The sequence below is a fragment of the Microbacterium schleiferi genome (assembly GCF_020781975.1).
Lineage (GTDB): Bacteria > Actinomycetota > Actinomycetes > Actinomycetales > Microbacteriaceae > Microbacterium.
This window is the reverse complement of the sequence record NZ_JAJGNI010000004.1, coordinates 48290-67583: the sequence shown is the minus strand read 5'-3', so window position 1 is coordinate 67583 and position 19294 is coordinate 48290. Positions and strand designations below refer to the sequence as shown.

Genomic DNA, 19294 nt, shown 5'->3' with positions numbered 1-19294 from the left:
GATCGATGATGAGGTCGTCGGGGCGCGGAGCCGTCAGGTCGACCATGAGCTTGATGATGTGCCGGGCCGTGCGGAACTGTCCGTTCGTGCCACTGGTCGCAAGCTTCGAGAGCATGTACTCGTAGATGTCGCCCTTGGTGTCGCGATCTTCCATCGGGATCTCGTGCAGCAGGTCGACGACCTTCGTCAACAGCGCCGGGGTCGGGATCGTGAACCGGGCATCGCGCATGTTCCGCGCGTAGCTCGACCCCTCGGCACCCAGTCGGCGCAACCACGGGAACACATGCTCGGAGACGACCTCGAACATCTCGGCGGGCGCGAAGTTCGTGAACACGCTCCACCGCAGATCGCGGTACGGCCGGCGGCTCGGCAGATCACTGTCGTACCCCTCGGGAAAGACCGGGTTCTCGACCTCCTCGCCGAAGCGGGCTGCCTTCTTCTCAGCGAGCAACTGCAGATCGTCAAGCCGCCGGATGAACAGCAGATACGTGATCTGCTCGATCACCTCGACGGGATTGGCGATGCCGCCCGACCAGAAGGCATCCCAGACCTTGTCGACCTGGCGCTTCAGCTCACCCGTGACCACGCTGTGTCCCCTCGATCCGTGCAACCCCTCCACGTTAACGGAGGGCGGCCAGCAGACCCGACGACAACAGACGGCTTCGTCGCGCGCCCGTGGAATCCCACGACAACTCGCCGTATCCGGATTTCGTAATGAACTTTCCCCATACGGATTTCGTAATAGGCTTGCTCTATCCGGATTTCGTAGTAGGGACGGCCATGACATCGTACGAAGCAAAGCTGCGCTCCCCAGCCGACATCGGGCTTGCGATCCAACAGGCGAGGCTCGCAAGAGGACTGACACAGGTGGAGTTGGCCGACCAGCTCGGCATCTCGCAGCGGTCTGTCAGTGAGCTCGAATCCGGAAAGCCCACGATCTGGGCTCGTCGAATGTTCGACCTCATGCGGGCGACCGGGGTCGAGCTATCGGCGATGTGGGATGGTGAAGCCCGGTCATGAGACTCGCCGTCGAGCTCTATGGCACGGTCATCGGACACATCCACGGCCCTGATGCACGCTCGTTCGACGTCGAGATCACCGATGAGGCACGGGAGACATTCGGGGTAAACAGCCGGGTGATGTCGGTTGCGATTCCATTGCTGGCTTCGATGCCAAGGCAACATGGGGGGCGTCGCCGAAATTGGTTCGCGGAGCTCCTGCCCGAAGGCGACCAACTCGACTACATGCTCACGCAGGGTGGCGTGCGGCGCGGCGACATACCCGCGTTTCTGGCGCGGTACGGCCGTGACGTCGCAGGTGCGTTGCAGATCTGGGATGTCGACGACCCTTCGGAACCACGGACTCCCGGGGTGATCCCGATCGACGCTGAGGGGATCCGACGCCTCCTGGAGGATCCGATCGGCGCTCCGCTCGGGAACGCGACGGACTATGGGCGGACCTCACTGGGCGGCGTCCAGCCGAAGATCGTCTTGGCGCGAACCGGAGCCAGGTGGAACCAAGCACTCGGCGGCTTCCCGTCCACGCACATCCTGAAGCCTCAACTGCCCACACGACCAACTGTCATCTTCGATGAGGAGTACGGCGCGCGCCTCTCACGTCGCCTCGGACTCGCGGCTTTCGATACCCGGGTCGAGGAGTTCGACGGACTGCCGACGCTCGTGATCGAACGTTTTGATCGAGCCGGTGGCGCGCGCATCCACCAGGAGGATTTCAACCAGGTGCTGGGCGCGAGCGCCAATCAGAAGTACCAGGAGCTCGGAGGCGTGGTCTCGCTCGCCCGCGTCGCCGGTGCACTGTCGCAGTATGCCGGGTCCGAAGATGTGCTCCGCCTCGCGCAGACGACCATTCTCGCCGTCGGTATCGGCAATCTCGACATGCACACGAAGAACCTCGGGTTGCTGCATCCCGCCCACGACGTGCCGGCACTCGCTCCGGCATATGACCAGGTGCCCCTCGCCCACGCTTCCGGAGGAGATGGTCGACTGGCGCTCGCCGTGAACCGGAAGTACCGGCATGCCGAGATCACGCGCGATGACCTCGTCAGCGAGTTCGAGTCGTGGCAGCTTCGTCGAGCAGCAGCGGCGGTCTCGGATGCGCTCGATGAGTTGTCCGCTGCTGTAGCCGAAGAGGTTCCGCTTGACTCGGCTCATCCCGAACTGCACGATTCGATGAGCAGCTTCGTCCGCAATCTGCGAGAGGGGCGGGCCGTCGGAGACGGTCGAGCACCCTCCGCAGGCTAGCGAAGCGTCTGCGACTGCATCCACTCCCCCAGCACGCGGTAGGCCTTCTCCCGCACGGCTGCGCGGGAGAGGAACACGTCGTGGAGCGCGCCGTCTATTCGTGCGATCGTGACGAGCCGGCCCAGGCGGGTCGCCGCCTTCGCTATGTCATCGACGACGAGAACGGAATCGGTCTCGAGCATGTCGGGGCGCCACACCAGCGGCGAGCTCGACCGCTGCGACAGCAGCACGAGCGCGGGGCATGCCACGTCGATCCCTCGCGCAACGGTGTCGTGGCCGTCGAGCACCGCCTTGAGCCAGCCCGGAGTGGTCGGAAACCCACGCTCAGGCCGCCATCCTTCCGGCGCCTCCGGCAGAGTCCCGACCTCCTGCTGCGCTCGGGTGTAAAAGCCGAGATCGACGACCGGATGCATCCCCAACGGGTCCCACCGAGCTCGGGCCGCGACGAGGGGCGTGAGCGCTTCTCGGCCCCAGGCCCCCGTCTGGAACTCCAGCCACGGACTGTTGAGCACAAGCGCTGACGCAACCCCCGGATGCCGCGCCGCCCACAGCGAGAGCGTGAGCCCGCCCGTGGAGTGGCCCAACAGCACGAGGCGCCGCCCCGGCTTATCCTCCCGCCCCATCGCCGAGAGTGCCGCCGCGATGTCTGCGTCGTACTCGGCCAGCGATGATACGTAACCCGGCGTCTGGCCAGCCCGCAGGCTCCGACCGTACTTGCGCAGGTCGAGCGCATAGAATCGGGCGCCCCGGTCTGTCCACCACTGCGCGAGGCCCGTCTGGAAGAAGTAGTCCGACCACCCATGGACGTAGAGAACGTCGACGTCGCGAAGACGGCCCGTCCACGAGGCAGGCCACGACGGCAGGAGCCGCACGAGCGTGGCGACGATCTCGCCCTCGGCGTCGCTGCCCAGACTCAGCGTGCGCTGCCGAAAGCGACCGCCGAGCAGGTCAGGAAGCCACACCTCTTCCACGAGTTGAGACTATCGCCGCCCGTTCTCGTGCGGGACGCGAAGAGACCGAAGCTACCTGATCGGGGGAGCGTCGCCGAGCCCAGCAGCGAAGAAATCAGCTGGCTCCAGGTACACAACGACGTGGGATGCCGCGGGGTGATTAGTGGTGGTCCAGCGCCAGCCGCGTTCGGCGAAGGCCATGCGGAGTTGCGACATATATGCCGACTCCGGGAATGTGCGCTGAGTCCCGTCCGGAAGGACGACGGCCCATACACGCCGCGCCTCCGTCTGCTGTTCCATGACGACCGAGTAATAGAGGATTCTCCCGGGACCCCACGAGTAGCCCTCTGGAAGCGGCTGCCATTCATCGCTGGTGACTTTCAGGCCCGACCCTTTGAGCCAAACCTCGTTCGGACCGCGGGGATCCTCAGCCGCGGCCGCCGCCGGCGCCGCGGAACCCGCGAGTGCACCGACAGTTCCCGCAGCCAGTGCTGACGCGAGAAGTCCTCGGCGACTCATGGGGGTCTTGTCGCTCGGGTTGTTGATGCTCACGCATCGATCCTGACACGGCCGCCGGTGAGGGCCAACCGTGTCAGGACCGACACGAACGGGATCAGTTGCCCCAGATCTGCAGGTTCAGATCGCCCAGCAGCATCTCGGCGTCCACGTTCGTCACCGACGAGTAGATCCAGATGTCCTCGCGGCTCGTGATCGTCTCGACAGTGTCGACCGGGAACTCGGCGTTCGGGGTGACCATCTGACACACCGGGTTTCCGGCATCCCCCGTGACGCAGGTGTACCCCTCACCGGGAAGGGTTGCGACATATGCCTCGGCGGCCGCGGGGTCGACCTCGCTGATCAGCAGCAGCACGCCCTGGCTGTCGCCAGCGAACCAGTCGCAGCCGAGCAGCAGCGTGGAGCCCTCGGGAACCGGGCGAACGAAGTCGGCGCCGTCACCCTGAAGGTTCAGCTGATCGACGCTGTCGGCGCGGCTCTCGGCCGTGCCGACCGCTGCGCAGTCCGTGGGAACGTTCGCGACGAACGACTGCGGCTCCTGCGTCGGCTCGGTGCTGGGCGTGTCGTTCTGCGTTGCCTCAGAGGTTGGCGTGGACGAAGGCTCGGGGGTCGGTGCACAACCAGCGAGCAGCAGGATACCGACGACGGCGACGGCAGGGACAAAGCGGGACCGGGACATAGTGACTCCTCGATACGGTGCGCGGGCGACCACCTCACCCACGCACTCTGGACACCTCAATGTAAGGCACAAGAGCCGCGCGCCGCGCCAGCCGGCTCAGCGGCGGCCGCGGCGGGTCGTCCGCAGGGCCAGGATGCCGAGCAGCAGCGAGAGCGCCATCATCGCCGCGATCACGACTGCCATCGGCACAGCCGTATCCTCTCCCGCCAACCCCACGAGCGGTGACGCCACAGCACCGATGACGAACTGCGATGTTCCCATGATTGCTGAGCCCGCACCGCGAGCGTGATCGGCGCGGGCAAGGCCCAAAGCGCTGGCATTGGACATCGTGAATCCGAGTCCGAGAGTGAGCAGAAACGCACAGGCCACGAACCCCGGGATCGTAAGGGTACCGGTCAGCGTGAGTGCCAGCAGAAGCGCAGCGGCGCCGGTCGTGGCGCCCAGGCCAACGCCCAGCATCCGTCTCGGCCCGAACCGCACCGCGACCCGGGCGTTCACGATGTTCGAGAGGATGACGCCGCTGGCTGCAACCGCGAACGAGATCGAGTACACCGTCGGCGACATCCCGAGCACAACCTGGCCCACGAACGGCGACGCCGACACGTACGCCATGATCGCGCCGAACGTGAGCGCGTAGGCACCCGTATAGAGGGGAAAAGCGCGGTCGGCGAGCAATCCGCGGAAGGCGCCGAGCGTCTGCGACATCCCGGCAGTATGGCGATGCTCGATGGAGAGGGATTCCGGAACGACGGCCAGCGACACGACCAGCATCACCACCGCGACGACCGCGAGCGCCGCCATCACGCCGCGCCAGCCAACGACCTCGCTCAGCAGACCGCCGATCGGTGGTGCGACCAGCGGCGCAACCCCGACAACGACCACGATGAGGCTGAGAGCGCGCACCGCAGTCTCTTTGGGGCTGAGATCGACAGCGACGGTGCGCCCCAACACCATCCCCGCAGACCCCGAGAAACCCTGCACGAATCGCAGGATGACGAACACGGCGATCGTCGGGGCAAACACCAGCGCGATGCTGGACAGAGCGAAGATCACTCCGCCGACGACGAGGACGGGGCGTCGCCCGACGCGATCGGACCAGGGACCGAGTACGAGTTGACCCACCGCGACACCCACGAGGAATGAGGTGAGCGTCAGTTGCACGGCCGCGGCGTCAACGCCGAGGTCGCCCGCGATGTCGGTGAAGGATGCGAGGTACATGTCGGTCGCGAACGGACCGACAGCGGAGACGAAGCCGAGAGCTGCGATCAGCCCCGGCGACAGCCTCCGCGAGGAACTCACTCGCCTCGAGAGATGGCAACCATCTCGTCGCGAGGCACCACCTTGATACGGGCACGCCCCTCAGGCTCACCCAGACCGATCTCGTGCTGATCGAGACGGTGCCAGCCTTCCAGGTCGGTCCAGGCGACACCGCGCTCGGCCAGGAGTGCGGGGATCGCCGCCTCCGACGGGTCCTCAGGCTGCCACCACGAACCCTGATCGTTGATGAGGTGGCGCACGGTCTCCATCGCGTCGGACTTGGTGTGACCGATCAGGCCGACCGGGCCACGCTTGATCCATCCGGTCGCATACAGCCCAGGTGCGCGCTCATTGGAATCGGCGCGCAGAACCTGGCCCTCGTGGTTGGGGATCACACCGTGCCTTTCATCGAACGGCACCTCGGGAAGCGGTGATCCGAAGTAGCCGACGGCACGGTAGACGGCCTGGACGGGAACCTCGCGGAACTCACCGGTTCCGGCGACACCACCCTGCCCGTCGGGGCGCGTGCGCTCGTACACGAAGCCCGACACGTGGCCGCGGTCATCGACCTTCACCTCGACGGGCCGAGCCCAGAAGTGCAGGTGCAGGCGACGGGATGCCGTCCCGCCCGCGTTGTTCACACCGGGCCGGGTCCGCCATTCCTGCAGCACGCGGTCGATGACCTTGACCTGCTTGTTGCTCTCGATCGCCGTCCGGGATGCCTCGTCGTAGTCGAAGTCCTCGTCGTAGACGACCATGTCGACATCCCGCAGTTCGCCGAGCTCGCGCAGCTCGAGCGGCGTGAACTTGACCTGCGCGGGCCCGCGACGGCCGAAGACGTGGACGTCGGTCACGGGCGAGGCCTTGAGCCCCTCATAGACGTTCGCGGGAATCTCGGTGGGCAGCAGATCATCGGCGTGCTTGGCGAGGATGCGGGTGATGTCGAGCGCGACGTTGCCGTTGCCGACGACGGCTACCGACTGCGCGGTCAGCGGCCAGGTGCGGGGCACGTCGGGGTGCCCGTCGAACCAGCTCACGAAGTCGGCAGCACCGTAGGACCCCTCGGCGTCGATTCCCGGGATGTCGAGGGTCGCGTCGCGGACGGCGCCGGTGGCGAAGATGACGGCGTTGTAGTGGCGCTTGAGGTCGTCGAGGGTGATGTCGCGACCGAACTCGACGTTGCCGAAGATGCGGATGTCGCCCCTGTCGAGCACTTCGCGCAGGGCCGTGATGACGCCCTTGATGCGAGGGTGGTCGGGAGCTACACCGTATCGGACGAGGCCGTACGGCGCAGGCAGCTGCTCGAACAGGTCGATCGACACGTCGAACGCGCGCTCCGCCTTCAGCAGGATGTCGGCGGCGTAGATGCCCGCCGGGCCTGCGCCGACGATGGCCAACCTCAGAGTGGTCATGTGTTCCTTTCGGGACGCGAGAGCACGGTGATTCGGCGCGAGAGCGCCGGGACGGCCTCAGCTCGAGCGGTCGGCGACGGCCTGCGCAAACCTCGTGAGGGCTTCGCGGACCGGGCCGTCGGGGATGGGATCGAGTGCCGCGATCGCATCACGCGACCAAGCGTTGGCGAGTTCCACAGTCTCGCGCGTTGACCTGTCAGACCGAAGCATCGCAAGAGGCTCGTCCAGCAACGCGGGGTCCTCGCCGTCAGCGATCCGGGCAACGCCCTCGTCGATCCGGTCGCGAAGAGCGCGAGCCTCGGGGTCGTCACGGCGCGCGAGAAGCAGATAGGGCATCGTCGGGACGCCAGCGCGGAGGTCCGTCCCCGGCACCTTGCCGGTCTCATCGGGATCTGCCGAGAGATCGATGACGTCATCCAGCAGCTGGAAAGCAACGCCGGCTGCCTCACCGAAGGTGCGTACCGGCTCTTCGTACTCGGTGGGAGCGTTGCTGAAGATGATGCCCGACTGCGCTGCCGCGGCAATCAGCGATCCGGTCTTGTCTGCGAGAACCTGCAGGTAGAACGCGACGCGGTCATCGGCATCCGTCGGCCCGACAGTCTCGTGCATCTGACCGAGGACGAGCCGCTCGAAGGTGTTCGCCTGCAGTCGGATCGCTCCCTCTCCCAGCCGCGCCATGATCTGGCTCGCACGAGCGAAGAGGAGGTCGCCGGTCAGGATGGCGATGTTGTTGCCCCACACCGAGTGAGCGCTCGGCACCCCGCGACGCTTGTCGGCATCATCCATCACGTCGTCGTGGTAAAGCGAACCGAGGTGGGTGAGCTCGAGCGCCGTGGCAGCTTCGACCACATCCTCGGTGACGCCGTCACCGAGGTGTGCGGTCAGCAGAGCAAGCATCGGACGCACGCGCTTGCCGCCGGCATCGAACAGGTACCGGCTTGTCGCATCAGCCAGCGCGTCCGAGACGTGAAGCTCCCGCTCGAGATTTGCATCGACCCGATCCAGCCCGGCTTCGACACCGTCGATGAGACGGCGCGCACGAGGGCCCGCGAAGATCCGTTCCGCGAGACCCAGCTGGCTCGCGATTCGGGAACTTGACGCGGAGGGGGTCACACCACAAGCCTACCGGGGCTGGGAGCCACCATCCCCGACGGGCTTGCGCGCACGGTGCAGCGCCACGACGCCGAGCGTCAGATTTCGCCACGCCACATCCGTCCATCCCGCAGCCCGAATGCGCCCCGCAAGGGCCGGTTGATCCGACCACGCGCGGATTGATTCGTTGAGGTAGTCGTACGCGTCGCCGTTCGAACTGACCAGCCGCGCGACCGGGGGGAGGATGCGGTCGTTGTAGAACCGATACAGAGCGGAGATAGCCGGAGAGGTCGGGTGCGAGAACTCGCAGATCACCAGTCGCCCACCCGGTTTGGTCACCCGCAGCATTTCGCGCAGGCCGGCGTCGGCATCCTGGACGTTCCGAAGTCCGAACGAGATCGTGACGGCGTCGAACTCTTCGTCCTCGAACGGCAGTGCCGTTGCGTCTGCTTCCACGAAGCTCACGCCAGAGACGCCGGCGTGGCGACGGCGCCCCTCGGCGATCATGCCCGGGGAGAAGTCAGCGGCGACGACGTCGGCGCCCGTGCGCGCGATCGCGACGCTCGAGGTGCCGGTCCCTGCCGCGAGATCGAGGATGCGCTGCCCCGGGCGCGGTGACAGCGCACGGGTCGTCGCACGTCGCCACAGACGGTCGTTACCGACGCTCAGGATGGTGTTCGTCCGGTCGTAGCCTGCCGCGACCTCGTCGAACATTCCGCTGACGCGGGCCGGGTCCTTCTGGAGATCTGCGCGATGGGACTGGGTCACGCGTCGAGTCTAGGACGCCACGTGAGGGGCGAGTCCGGGGCGTTTCGACTCGCTGCGCTCGCTCAACGATCAAGACCCTGGGGGGCCAGTCCACGGGCGGCGAGGCGCTCAAGCCAGGCATCCGCCGTGGCGTCGTTGAAGGGAGCCTCCGCGGCGCGCACCCGCCGTTCCAGGTCGACAGCCAACGTTTCGAGCCGCTCGACCACCTCGCGCGGGTAGCCGTAGTGGACGCGGTGCTCGTCCCACTCGTCGCGGTCGTCGATCCAGATCCCGCGCTCGTCGAGGGCTCGCACGACATCCAGATCCATGTCGATGCCCTCCGCGACGCCGGGAGCGCTCTGCGACCAGCCGATGTCCCAGCCGAGGTCGATATAGATGCGGGTCCGCGACGGTGCTGCGTTCACCGTCATCGCGTACTCGCCGCTCGGGGGCATGAGGGTGACGTTGGGGCCGGCGGTCACGACGTTCCGGCCGGGACGGATGCTGCGCCATCCCGCCGGCTGCCCGAACCACTCGCCCCAGCTGTCGTGGCCGAGATAGACGCAGTCGTGCACCCAATGGACGCCGTCGTCCCACTTGCGCCACCGGAACTGGGTAACCGTGCCGGGCACCGGGCGCCCGAGTCGATCCGCATCCACGCCGGAAGTCTAGGCTGGTGAGGTGACCCGTACTCCCCGTCTCCCACCGCTGGTGGTCGAGACCCGGGACATCGAACCGGTCGACGACCTGCTGTCGCTGGCCGATCCGCATAATCCGCTGGCGTGGTTGCGTCGGGGTGAGGGCATCGTCGGCTCCGGCGCGGCGGTCGTAACGATCGGCGGGCCGGGTTCGCCCCCGCTGTCCCGGCCGATTGCCGCAATCTGGCGCGACCTGGCGGCAAACGCTCGAGTGTCCGATCCCGTGCAACTGCCCGGCACCGGGCTGGTCGCGTTCGGCGCGCTCGGGTTCGACCCGGCCTCGACGGCGCCGCCGTTCCTGGTCGTTCCGCAGACCATCACCGGCGTGCACGACGGACGGGCGTGGGTCACAACGATCCGTCACGAGAGCGATCCTGAGCCGCCGCAGCCTACGTCCGTTCCCCACGGCCCCCACTGGTCCGCAACGCTCGGACCCGGCTCGCTCGACCCCGACGGTTACCAACACGCTGTGCGCTCCGGGATCGAGGCGATCACGGCGGGCGAGGTCGAGAAGGTCGTTCTCGCACGGGACCTCGTCGGGACGATTCCGGCGGGCGCAGATCTGCGTCGGCTGGTGCGCGCGCTTGCCACGAATTACCCCGACACCTGGACCTTCGCCGTCGACGGCCTCATCGGCGCGAGTCCCGAAACCCTCATCACGGTGAACCAGGGCGCCGTGACCGCGCGCGTGCTCGCCGGAACCACGGCGCGCGGCGCCGATGCCGACGAGGACGTCGCCGCAGCGAAGGCACTCGGGACGAGCCGCAAAGACCTCGACGAGCACCGGTTCGCGGTCACGAGCGTGGTTGACGCACTGGCACCGCTCACCCGTGACCTCGTCGCTCCCGGCGAGCCGCACCTGCTCGAGCTTCCGAATCTGTGGCACTTGGCAACCGATGTCTCCGGACGACTGTCGAACGGGGCTTCCGCGCTCGACCTCGTCACGGTGCTGCATCCGACGGCTGCGGTCGCGGGCACCCCGACGGATGCCGCACTCGACGTCATCCGTCGACTCGAGCCGTTCGACAGGGGCCGGTACGCCGGACCCGTCGGCTGGATCGACGCCAACGGCGACGGCGAGTGGGCGATCGCCCTGCGCTGCGCCCAGATCGGCGCCGAGCCGCAGCGGGACGCCGCCAGATACAGCGACACGATTCCGGTCATCGCGCACGCCGGCGCCGGCATCGTGGCAGCAAGCGACCCCGAGGCCGAGCTTCTCGAGACGCGCGTGAAGTTCCGGCCCATCGTCGACGCCCTCGCCTGAGCTCCGCTGGCAGACTCAGCCCAGCTGCAGGATCCAGGTCGCGACGGCGAAGTAGATGATCAGGCTCGTCGCGTCACAGAACGTCGAGATGAACGGTGTGCTGAACACCGCCGGATCGGCGCGGACCGCCATCGCGAGGATCGGCATGAGCCCGCCCACTGTCGCTGCCAGCGTGCAGATGAACAGCAGCGTCAGGCCGATCACGGCCCCCAGGGCGAGATCGAACACGAGGCTCGCCAAAGCGAAGCCGAGGACGCCCAGAAGGCCTCCGAGGAAGGCGCCGACCCGCACCTCGCGCCACATCACCGTGAGTGCATCCCGTTTTCGCACCTCCCCCATCGCGAGGGCGCGGGTGACGGTGGTCGCCGCCTGCGAACCGGTGTTACCCGCTGTGCCGGTCAGCAGCGGAATGAACAGGGCGAGGGTCACGACCTGCTCGAGTGTTGCCTCGAAGATCCCGAGCACCTGAACCGTGAGCAGCGCCGAGACGGCGAGCACCAGGAGCCACACCACACGGGCGCGCACAATCCGCAGCACGGGCGTTGTGAGGTAGGGGCGCCCCAGCGGCTCGGAGGCACCTTGGCGTGCGGCATCCGTGTCTTCTGCCTCCTCGAGGATGCGGGCCGCGTCGTCGACGGTGAGGATGCCGAGCAGGCGGTCTTCGCTGTCGACGATCGGCATGGCGAGCAGTCCGGAGTCGACCAGCGATCGCGCGGCGGTCTCTGCGGCATCCGTTGCCCGAGCAGTCCGCGCCTCGGTCATGAGCTCCTCGACCGTGACGTCGGAGCGCCCCATCACGAGCTCCCGCAAACCGACGACGCCCAGCAAGCGACGGTGCGGTGAGGTCACCGGGAGCATGTAGACGGTCTCGGCATCCACACCGCGGTGACGCACGTGGCTGAGCGCGTCCCCGACCGTGAGCTGGGGCGAAAGCCGGACATACTCCGTGCTCATGAAGCGGCCCACGCTGTTCTTCGGGTACCCGAGCATCGGGGCCGTCAGCTCGCGCTCGGCGGGTGAGAGGCCCCGCATGAGCTGCCGTGCGACGCCCGCCGGGAGTTCGTCGATCAGCTGCGCACGATCGTCGGGGTCGAGTTCCTCGAAGACCTTCGCGACGTCGTCCTCCCGCAGGCCGCCGATGAGCTCAGCCCGCATCCCCGGATCGAGCAGTTCGAAGGCCTCGAGCGCCTGGTCGCGGCGCAGCAGTCGATACAGCACCGCGCGGTCGCGCGCATCCTCCCGCTCCAGGAGCTGAGCGATATCGGCGGCATCCTGCTCGGCCAGCAACTCGCGCAGCTCATCGAGCCGGCGGTCCCGCAGAAGCGGAGTCACTGTCTCGAGGAATCCCTCAAACTCGTCATCCATGGAGCGCATCCTTGCAGACGGTGGGCGCGCGTCAGTTAACACTCACCGCGCGGTCGACGGGGAGGACAACTCGGCTAAACCAAGGACAACTCGGCTGAACCAGGGACAACTCGGCTGAACCAGGGACAACTCGGCTGAGGGAAGGACAACTCGGCGGAGGGGGTCAGGTTGCGGCGAGGCGTTCGCGTTCGAGGGCGACGTCGTAGCTGGCGGTGGGCCACTGGGGATCAATGTTCTCCAGCGCCTCCAGCAGCAGGTGCTGGATCGCCAGTCGGGCATACCACTTGCGATTGGCGGGCACCACGTACCACGGTGCATGCTCGGTGGACGTCCGCTCGAAGACCGTCTGATACGCGGCCATGTAGTGCGGCCAGCGCATCCGCTCGTCGACATCACTGGGCGTGAACTTCCAGTGCTTCTCGGGGCGATCCAAGCGCTCCATGAGCCGCGCCTTCTGCTCGGCGTACGAGATGTGCAGCATGACCTTGATGATCCGCGTTCCGGATGCCGCGACCTGACGCTCGAACTCGTTGATCGCTCCATACCTGCGCTCGATCTCATCGGCATCCGCGAGCTCCCGGACCCGTCCGATCAGAACGTCCTCGTAGTGCGACCGGTCGAACACACCGATCCGGCCGGCGGCCGGCAGCTTGCGCTGGATGCGCCACAGGAAGTCTTGCGAGCGCTCCTCCTCGGTCGGCGCGGCGAAGGATGCGAGCGAAACACCCTGCGGGTCGACCGAGCCGACGACGTGACGCACGATCCCGCCCTTGCCCGACGAGTCCATCCCTTGCAGGACAAGTAGCACCGAAGCGTCCGTGGCGCCCACCCGGCTCTGGGCGAAAAGCTTCTCTTGCAAGAGGTCGAGCTCCGCAACGCCCGCAGCAAGGTCCTGCGCTGCCTGCTGCTTGTCGCTGCCATAGCCGGGTGTCGAGCCGGGGTCGACCCCCGAAAGGACGAAGCCCTCCCGGACTCGCAGCAGTTCGGCAACGTCGCCGGTCCAATAGGTCTGACTTCTCGCGGTCACCCGTCCATCATGGACCCGGCCCGTCGCTCAGCGCGGGAGCGGCACTTCGATCAGTTGCGGGCCCACCACCGGCGAGGTGAGCGCTTGGTCGAGCGCGGCTCGGGTCTCGATGCGCGCATAGGTCCAGCCGTAGGCGGTCGCCAGCGCCTCGAGATCGGCATCCTGGGGTGTGTAGAGCACGCGATCGCGCTGCTGCGAGGAGCCGAGCGCGGCGACCTCAAGGCCGTCGAAGATCGTGCCGCCGGAATCGTTCCCGACGATCACCTGGATCCGCGGCGCCGTCTCCCCCGGCACGAGCAACAGGGCTCCGACGTCGTGCAGCAAGGCCAGATCACCCAGCAGCACGCGGGTCACTCCTGCCGCACCCTCGGCCTGGCTCGCGATGGCGACCCCGAAGGCCGTCGCCACTGTTCCGTCGATTCCAGCCAAACCCCGATTGGCGTGCACGGTCACCTTCTTGCCCGGCAGCACGGCGTCGGCCACCCGAACCAGGCGCGAAGAGCCGAACACGAGCCGGTCGTGTGGCCACGTCGCCCGCCACGCCGCATCGACGAGGGCCACGCGGTCGAGCTTTTCTCGCAGCACCGCAAGCTCCGCCGAGATCGCCCCCAGCCGCGTCTGCGGGTCGGCCGACGCGAGCGCCTCACCGTCGGGAGCCGGCACTGACAGGTCGACGGATGCCGCACGCGAGGCCCGCATCCATTCTCCGAGCCATGCGCGATCAGCCGCGATCGCCTCTGTCGTCGACGCGGCGGTTGGGGCCGGGGCCACGGCTGCAACGGCGACTGTCGCGCCGTTGAGGTTGACCGTCTCTCCGGGACCGCGCAGCGCAATCACCTCGACGTCGTCGCGGGAGAGAAGCGCGCTGGTCTCGCGCGCGAGCGTGGGGTGACCCAGCACGACGACGCGCTCGATCGGGTCGCTGAGCTCCGGCCGACGCAGCAGCTCCCGGTAGGAATGGACGAGCTGACGGCCGAAACGGGCGCCACTGACGATCTCAGCGACAAGCGGCCATCCGCCCTCCCACGCCAGCGCCTCGGCGCGTGGCCCCGCTCCTTCGCCTGCCAGAACGATCGTCCGGATGCCGCGAGGCAGCACGAGCGGCTCCTCGTCGGCTGCGAGAGCCTCGTCGGCATCACCGATGCCGCCCCCGCCCTGATACAGCGCGCCCGACTGGTCGTTCTCGAGCGGCGCATCGACCGTGTGGGCTCCCTCTCCGGCATCCGCGCCCCACCACGGCGGGAGCGATCCGGCCAGCGGCTCGCGAAACGGCAGGTTGAGATGGACGGGACCGGCCGGACGCACCGCGTCACCGAGCGCCGCGCTCACTGCCTGGTCGGCGATATCGCGCAGCATCACGGATTGGTCGCCCTCACCGGTGTCGTCGATCTCGGTCGGCGTCGGCACGTCGAGCTCGAACCGCGTGTTGGGGGCGAAGATGCCAGGTTGACGCGTCGTCTGGTTCGCCCCGACTCCCCGCAGCTCCGGGGGTCGGTCGGCGGTCAGCAGAAGCAGGGGCACCCCGGAGTGGTGGGCCTCAAGGACGGCGGGCGCGAGGTTTGCCACCGCAGTGCCGGAGGTGCAGACGATAGCTGCCGGCATCCGTGTCTCGCGACCGATTCCCAGGGCGGTGAACCCGGCGACCCGCTCGTCGATGCGCACGTGCAACCGCAGGAGGCCCCGTTCCTCGGCGTCGGCAACGGCGAGCGCCAGAGCCTGCGAGCGCGAACCCGGGCTGAGAACGACATCGCGCACTCCCCGCGCGATCAGCTGATCGAGCAGGGCCGCTGCAGCATCCGTCGCGGGCGAACGGGTGCCCCCACCGACCAGGTCGCTCACGGGATGCCCGTCAGGCGGCGCCGCGAGACCCGCGGGGCTCGTCGTCGTCATCGCGGGGCGCGGATGCCGCTTCGTGATCGGTCACGGTGTCAGCATCCGTCGGACCGTCCAACGCATCTTCGGCATCCAGCAGTGCGAGCTCTTCCTCGAGCCGGCGAATTCGTTCGTCTTGATCCGAGATCGTGCCGATGCGGCCCAGGAACTCGGGGTCATCATCCGGGGCGCGCGTGGCGTGAACCGCGGACCGTCGTGCGCGACCGACCAGCAACCACAGCACCCCGCCGATCACGGGAAGCACGAGGACGATGACGATCCACAGCGGCTTGCTCACGCCGCGGTGCCGCGTCGGCGGCTGCACAGCGCAATCGACGATGGTGTAGACCCAGAACGCGGTCGCCACCAACGCCAGAATCAACAGCACGCGGGGCACACCTCCATCCTAGGTCGGTTCGACACGCCGGGGCTGGTTGCGGGCGCTGACCGGGGCGGACGGCGGCAGGGCGCCCGACGCCTACGATGGAGGGGTGAACGCGCGCTCCTTCTGGCTCTATACGGTGCTGCGCATCCTGTTCTTCCTCGTCCCGTTCGGCATCCTGATGCTGTTGCCCATCGGCCGCGAGTTCTACTGGCTGTCGGCGATCTTCGCCGCGCTCATCGGACTGAGCCTCTCGGTGATCTTCCTGCGCCGCCCCCTCGATGAGGTGTCGGCATCGCTTGCCGAGCGCAGGGCGCGCCGTACTGACCCGACCGACGAGCAGGTTGAGGATGCCACCCTCGAAGACGCACCGGCTGCCGACGAAGCACCCGCGCCGTCAGCCGGCGAAGGCCCAGAAGAGGAAAGCTCCGAAAGCGAGCGACGTTCCTGACGTCAACGCCAGGGCGATGACGAGCTCGCGCGGCTGCCGGTAGGTCCACACGATGAGGATCGCGGGAAGCGCGAGCAGCAACGCCATCGCGGTCAACCACGCGATCGGGTAGAAGACCGCAAGGTAGCCCGCGATCCCGAACGGGACCAGCACGAACACGGTGTACAGCACCTGCGTGGCGCGGCGCCCGATCAGAACACTGAGCGTGCGCTTACCGGCGACGCGATCCTGATCGATGTCGCGCAGGTTGTTTGCGAGCAGCACGGCGCACGCGAGCAGGCCCGCCCCGACCGCACCGAACCAGGCCTCCTGCGGCAGCGCGAACACCTGCACCCACGTCGTGCCGAGCGTTGCTACGAGGCCGAAGAAGACGAACACGAACAGTTCACCGAGGCCCGCATAGCCATAGGGGCGCTTGCCGCCCGTGTAGAACCAAGCAGCGAGGATGCAGGCGGTACCGACCGCGAGGAACCACCACTGTTCGGTGCGGATCGTGATGGCGAGGCCCGCAAGACCGGCAATCGCGAAGTACACGAGCGCGACGATCAGCACCGTCCGGGGCTTCGCCTTGCCGGCTCCGGTCAGGCGAGCCGGCCCCACCCGGTAGGCATCCGTGCCGCGCACGCCATCGCTGTAGTCATTGGCGTAGTTCACCCCGATCTGCAGGCTCACCGACACCACGAGGCACGCCAGAGCGATGACCCAGTGCATCGGACGCTCGATCAGAAGTGCTGCTCCTGTGCCGATGAGGATCGGGGTGACTGCCAGCGGGAGCGTCCGCAGGCGGGCTGCACCGATCCAGTCACGCAGCGTCGCAGGCTTGGGGGCGGCGACGGGCGAACGGTGGTCGCGACGAGCGTGATTGGTCGAACCCGGATGCGGCTTCGTGCGAGACCGCGAGCGCTTCTTCTTGGAGGGTGCTGCCACGGGGAGCAATCCTAGAGCGTCGTGATCTGCTCGCGGAGCCGGACGCGGTCAGGCTTGCCCGAGGGCAGGAGCGGCATCCGTTCGACCCTGACGATGGCGCGGGGCCGCGCCGGGGCACCGATCTCGCACTCCACCCGCGTGCGTGCCTCGGCGAGCGCGTCATCCACGGCCGCGCCGCTCCCTTCGACGACGATGACGGAGGCCTGTCCCCAGCGGGCATCCGTCACGGGAACCACCACCGCAGCTTCGAGTCCCGGGACTGTGCGCACGACGCGCTCCACGCGGTCGAGCGACACGTTGATGCCACCGCTGACAATGACGTTGTCGCGGCGCCCGGTCACCCGGAGGGTGCCGTCGAACGTGCCCGTATCGCCGGTGCGGTACCAGCGGGTGCCGTCGGCATCCGTGACGAAGGCCTTCGCGGTTCGCTCGTCATCGTCGAGGTACCCGGACGCGAGAACCGGTCCCGCGATCTGCACCTCGCCGCCCTCGACACGTATGCTCACTCCGGCCAGCGGCACGCCGTCGTACACACATCCGCCGCTGGTCTCGCTGGAGCCGTACGTGCGCACGATCCGGATGCCGAGAGCGGCGCTACGCTGCAACTCCGCCGCTGGCAGCGCTTGGCCGCCGACGAGGATCGCTTCGAACCCGCGCAGGCAGTCTGCGACCGCGGGATCGCGGGCTGCGGCATCCAGGAGCCGGGTGAGTTGGGCGGGCACGAGCGACGTGTACCGGGGAGCGTCGAGTCCCGCGGCGGCCTCGAAGAACTGCTCGGGCGTGAACGAGGCAGGGATGACGGCCGGGTCGGTCCCCGCCAGGATGCTGCGCACGAGCACCTGGAGACCGGCGACATACGTCGGTTCGAGCGCGAGCACCCAGGACCCGGACCCGATCCGTTCTGCCGTCGCTGTGGCGCTGGCGCGCAGCGCGCCGATCGGAAGCACGACCGACTTGGGGTAGCCCGACGAGCCGGAGGTCTCGACGATCACCGCCGGCTCGAGATCTGACCCCGGAACCTCGGCGAGCGCGTCGCGCACTGTTTCCACGAGCGCCTGCGCGTCCCGATTGCAGGAGGAACTCAGCCGGATGAGCCGCCAGAGCGTCGGCTGCGGCGTGTCATCCTGCAATCGGTTCGTCACGACGGCGGTCCGGGCCCGGGTTCAGTAGTGCCAGGGATACGGCGACCAGTCGGGGTCACGCTTCTGCAGGAACGCGTCCTTGCCCTCGACGGCCTCATCGGTGCCGTATGCGAGCCGGGTCGCTTCCCCCGCGAACACCTGCTGGCCCACGAGCCCGTCATCGACGGCGTTGAACGCGAACTTCAGCATCCGGATCGCGGTCGGCGACTTGGTGAGGATCGTGCGGGCCATCGCGATGGCCTCGCGCTCGAGCTGCGCATGCTCGACGACGCGGTTGACCGCGCCCATCTCGTACGCCCGCTGCGCCGCGTACTCCTCCGCGAGGAAGAACACCTCGCGCGCGAACTTCTGGCCGATCTGGCGGGCGAAGTACGCCGAGCCGTAGCCCGCGTCGAAGGAGCCGACGTCGGCATCCGTCTGTTTGAACCTGCCGTGCTCGCGGCTCGCGATCGACAGGTCGCACACGACGTGCAGCGAGTGTCCGCCGCCCGCAGCCCAGCCCGGGATCACCGCGATCACGACCTTCGGCATGAACCGGATGAGCCGTTGCACCTCAAGGATGTGCAGGCGCCCCGAGCGGGCCGGGTCCGGTGCCGTCGCGTCGTCGGCCGCATAGGTGTAGCCATCGCGACCACGGATGCGCTGGTCGCCGCCGGAGCAGAACGCCCAGCCGCCGTCCTTCGGACTCGGGCCGTTGCCGGTCAGGAGCACGACGCCGATCTTCGAGTCCTGCCGTGCGATGTCGAGGGCGCGGTACAGCTCGTCGACGGTGTGTGGGCGGAACGCGTTGCGAACCTCGGGCCGGTCGAACGCGATCCGGGCGATCCGGCCGTCCGGCGAGACGTGGGAGGTGATGTCGGTGTACCCCTCAGCACCGGGGGCAAGAACCCAGGCATCCGGATCGAACAGCTCGGAAACGCTCACGGCACCAGCCTACGCGGGCGCTTAGCCCGTCTGGCGGGCCACACCTTCACGCGAGTTGTCCCTCCTTCACGCGAGTTGTCCTTGCCCGGCGCGAGTTGTCCTTGCCTAGCGCAAGGGACAACTCGACGCAGCAAGGGACAACTCAGCACAGCGAAGGACAACTCGGCGGGGAGAGGGACAACTCGGCGGGAGGAAGGACAACTCGGCGGAGAGAGGGACAACTCGGCGCGGGTAGCCTGGAGGAGAGGACAGGGAGATATACGGATGCAGATCAGGACATCGTCTGACTGGCGGGACGCGCTCCCGTTCGAGACCCCCGTCCTGGCCT

At 67.8% G+C, this 19294-nt stretch carries 19 protein-coding genes and 1 pseudogene; 4 read left to right on the top strand and 16 right to left on the bottom strand.

Annotated elements, in window-relative coordinates; genetic code table 11:
• Positions 1-4 precede the first annotated feature (4 nt).
• Positions 5-787: pseudogene (locus tag LL236_RS05990) on the bottom strand (type I restriction-modification system subunit M N-terminal domain-containing protein); the annotation flags it as partial.
• Here LL236_RS05990 and LL236_RS05985 point away from each other — a divergent pair.
• Positions 781-1020: a helix-turn-helix domain-containing protein gene (locus LL236_RS05985; RefSeq protein WP_228177891.1), complete on the top strand. Its 240-nt coding sequence runs from the start codon at positions 781-783 to the stop codon at positions 1018-1020. The pseudogene LL236_RS05990 and the gene LL236_RS05985 overlap by 7 nt on opposite strands.
• Entirely contained in the window at positions 1017-2261 is a 1245-nt protein-coding gene (locus tag LL236_RS05980; RefSeq protein ID WP_228177890.1) for a type II toxin-antitoxin system HipA family toxin, read from the top strand. Before LL236_RS05985 ends, LL236_RS05980 begins: the two co-directional genes overlap by 4 nt.
• Here the strand turns inward: LL236_RS05980 and LL236_RS05975 are convergent.
• The 8 genes from LL236_RS05975 to LL236_RS05940 all read right to left on the bottom strand — a co-directional run bounded on the left by LL236_RS05975 (position 2258) and on the right by LL236_RS05940 (position 9573).
• The gene (locus tag LL236_RS05975; RefSeq protein ID WP_228177889.1) at positions 2258-3232 is read right to left on the bottom strand and encodes an alpha/beta hydrolase; all 975 of its coding nucleotides are present in this window, start codon (positions 3230-3232) and stop codon (positions 2258-2260) included. The two genes, LL236_RS05980 and LL236_RS05975, sit on opposite strands and share 4 nt — an antisense overlap.
• A 51-nt stretch (positions 3233-3283) precedes the next feature.
• Positions 3284-3763 carry a hypothetical protein gene (locus tag LL236_RS05970; RefSeq protein WP_228177888.1) on the bottom strand — a complete coding sequence of 160 codons (480 nt, stop codon included), beginning with the start codon at positions 3761-3763 and terminating at the stop codon, positions 3284-3286.
• Between the two features lie 61 nt (positions 3764-3824).
• Entirely contained in the window at positions 3825-4406 is a 582-nt protein-coding gene (locus LL236_RS05965) for a hypothetical protein (RefSeq protein ID WP_228177887.1), read from the bottom strand.
• Between the two features lie 96 nt (positions 4407-4502).
• Positions 4503-5705, bottom strand: coding sequence for a multidrug effflux MFS transporter (locus LL236_RS05960; RefSeq protein ID WP_228177886.1), 1203 nt, complete (start codon positions 5703-5705; stop codon positions 4503-4505).
• On the bottom strand, positions 5702-7075 hold the full coding sequence (locus LL236_RS05955; RefSeq protein ID WP_228177885.1) for an FAD-dependent oxidoreductase: 1374 nt from the start codon (positions 7073-7075) through the stop codon (positions 5702-5704). Before LL236_RS05955 ends, LL236_RS05960 begins: the two co-directional genes overlap by 4 nt.
• A gap of 57 nt (positions 7076-7132) precedes the next feature.
• Positions 7133-8188 carry a polyprenyl synthetase family protein gene (locus tag LL236_RS05950; protein WP_228177884.1) on the bottom strand — a complete coding sequence of 352 codons (1056 nt, stop codon included), beginning with the start codon at positions 8186-8188 and terminating at the stop codon, positions 7133-7135.
• A 9-nt stretch (positions 8189-8197) separates the two neighbouring features.
• Positions 8198-8935, bottom strand: coding sequence for a demethylmenaquinone methyltransferase (locus LL236_RS05945; RefSeq protein ID WP_228177883.1), 738 nt, complete (start codon positions 8933-8935; stop codon positions 8198-8200).
• Between the two features lie 62 nt (positions 8936-8997).
• Complete coding sequence (locus LL236_RS05940; RefSeq protein WP_228177882.1) at positions 8998-9573, bottom strand: DUF402 domain-containing protein; 576 nt, start codon at positions 9571-9573, stop codon at positions 8998-9000.
• Positions 9574-9595: 22 nt separating this feature from the next.
• Here LL236_RS05940 and LL236_RS05935 point away from each other — a divergent pair, with 22 nt between their 5' ends.
• Positions 9596-10876, top strand: a complete 1281-nt coding sequence (locus tag LL236_RS05935) for an isochorismate synthase (RefSeq protein WP_228177881.1) — start codon at positions 9596-9598, stop codon at positions 10874-10876.
• Between the two features lie 15 nt (positions 10877-10891).
• Here LL236_RS05935 and mgtE read toward each other — a convergent pair whose 3' ends face one another.
• From mgtE to LL236_RS05915, 4 genes are all read right to left on the bottom strand, one after another.
• Positions 10892-12241: a magnesium transporter gene (gene mgtE, locus LL236_RS05930; protein ID WP_228177880.1), complete on the bottom strand. Its 1350-nt coding sequence runs from the start codon at positions 12239-12241 to the stop codon at positions 10892-10894.
• Positions 12242-12404: 163 nt separating this feature from the next.
• On the bottom strand, positions 12405-13268 hold the full coding sequence (locus LL236_RS05925; RefSeq protein ID WP_228177879.1) for a PPK2 family polyphosphate kinase: 864 nt from the start codon (positions 13266-13268) through the stop codon (positions 12405-12407).
• 27 nt (positions 13269-13295) lie between these two features.
• Complete coding sequence (gene menD, locus LL236_RS05920) at positions 13296-15158, bottom strand: 2-succinyl-5-enolpyruvyl-6-hydroxy-3-cyclohexene-1-carboxylic-acid synthase (protein WP_228177878.1); 1863 nt, start codon at positions 15156-15158, stop codon at positions 13296-13298.
• The gene (locus tag LL236_RS05915) at positions 15118-15537 is read right to left on the bottom strand and encodes a PLD nuclease N-terminal domain-containing protein (protein WP_228177877.1); all 420 of its coding nucleotides are present in this window, start codon (positions 15535-15537) and stop codon (positions 15118-15120) included. The genes menD and LL236_RS05915 overlap by 41 nt, the downstream gene beginning before the upstream one ends.
• A 94-nt stretch (positions 15538-15631) precedes the next feature.
• On the opposite strand from LL236_RS05915, the gene LL236_RS05910 reads away from it, so the two are divergent.
• Positions 15632-15973, top strand: a complete 342-nt coding sequence (locus LL236_RS05910) for a DUF4229 domain-containing protein (RefSeq protein WP_228177876.1) — start codon at positions 15632-15634, stop codon at positions 15971-15973.
• Here LL236_RS05910 and LL236_RS05905 read toward each other — a convergent pair.
• From LL236_RS05905 to LL236_RS05895, 3 genes are read right to left on the bottom strand one after another with little or no spacing between them, the layout of a single operon-like run.
• Positions 15920-16900, bottom strand: coding sequence for a 1,4-dihydroxy-2-naphthoate polyprenyltransferase (locus LL236_RS05905; protein ID WP_374198010.1), 981 nt, complete (start codon positions 16898-16900; stop codon positions 15920-15922). The genes LL236_RS05910 and LL236_RS05905 overlap by 54 nt on opposite strands.
• 11 nt (positions 16901-16911) lie before the next feature.
• Entirely contained in the window at positions 16912-18042 is a 1131-nt protein-coding gene (locus LL236_RS05900; protein ID WP_308017247.1) for an AMP-binding protein, read from the bottom strand.
• Positions 18043-18063: 21 nt separating this feature from the next.
• Positions 18064-18966 carry a 1,4-dihydroxy-2-naphthoyl-CoA synthase gene (locus LL236_RS05895; RefSeq protein ID WP_228177875.1) on the bottom strand — a complete coding sequence of 301 codons (903 nt, stop codon included), beginning with the start codon at positions 18964-18966 and terminating at the stop codon, positions 18064-18066.
• Between the last annotated feature and the right edge of the window lie 328 nt (positions 18967-19294).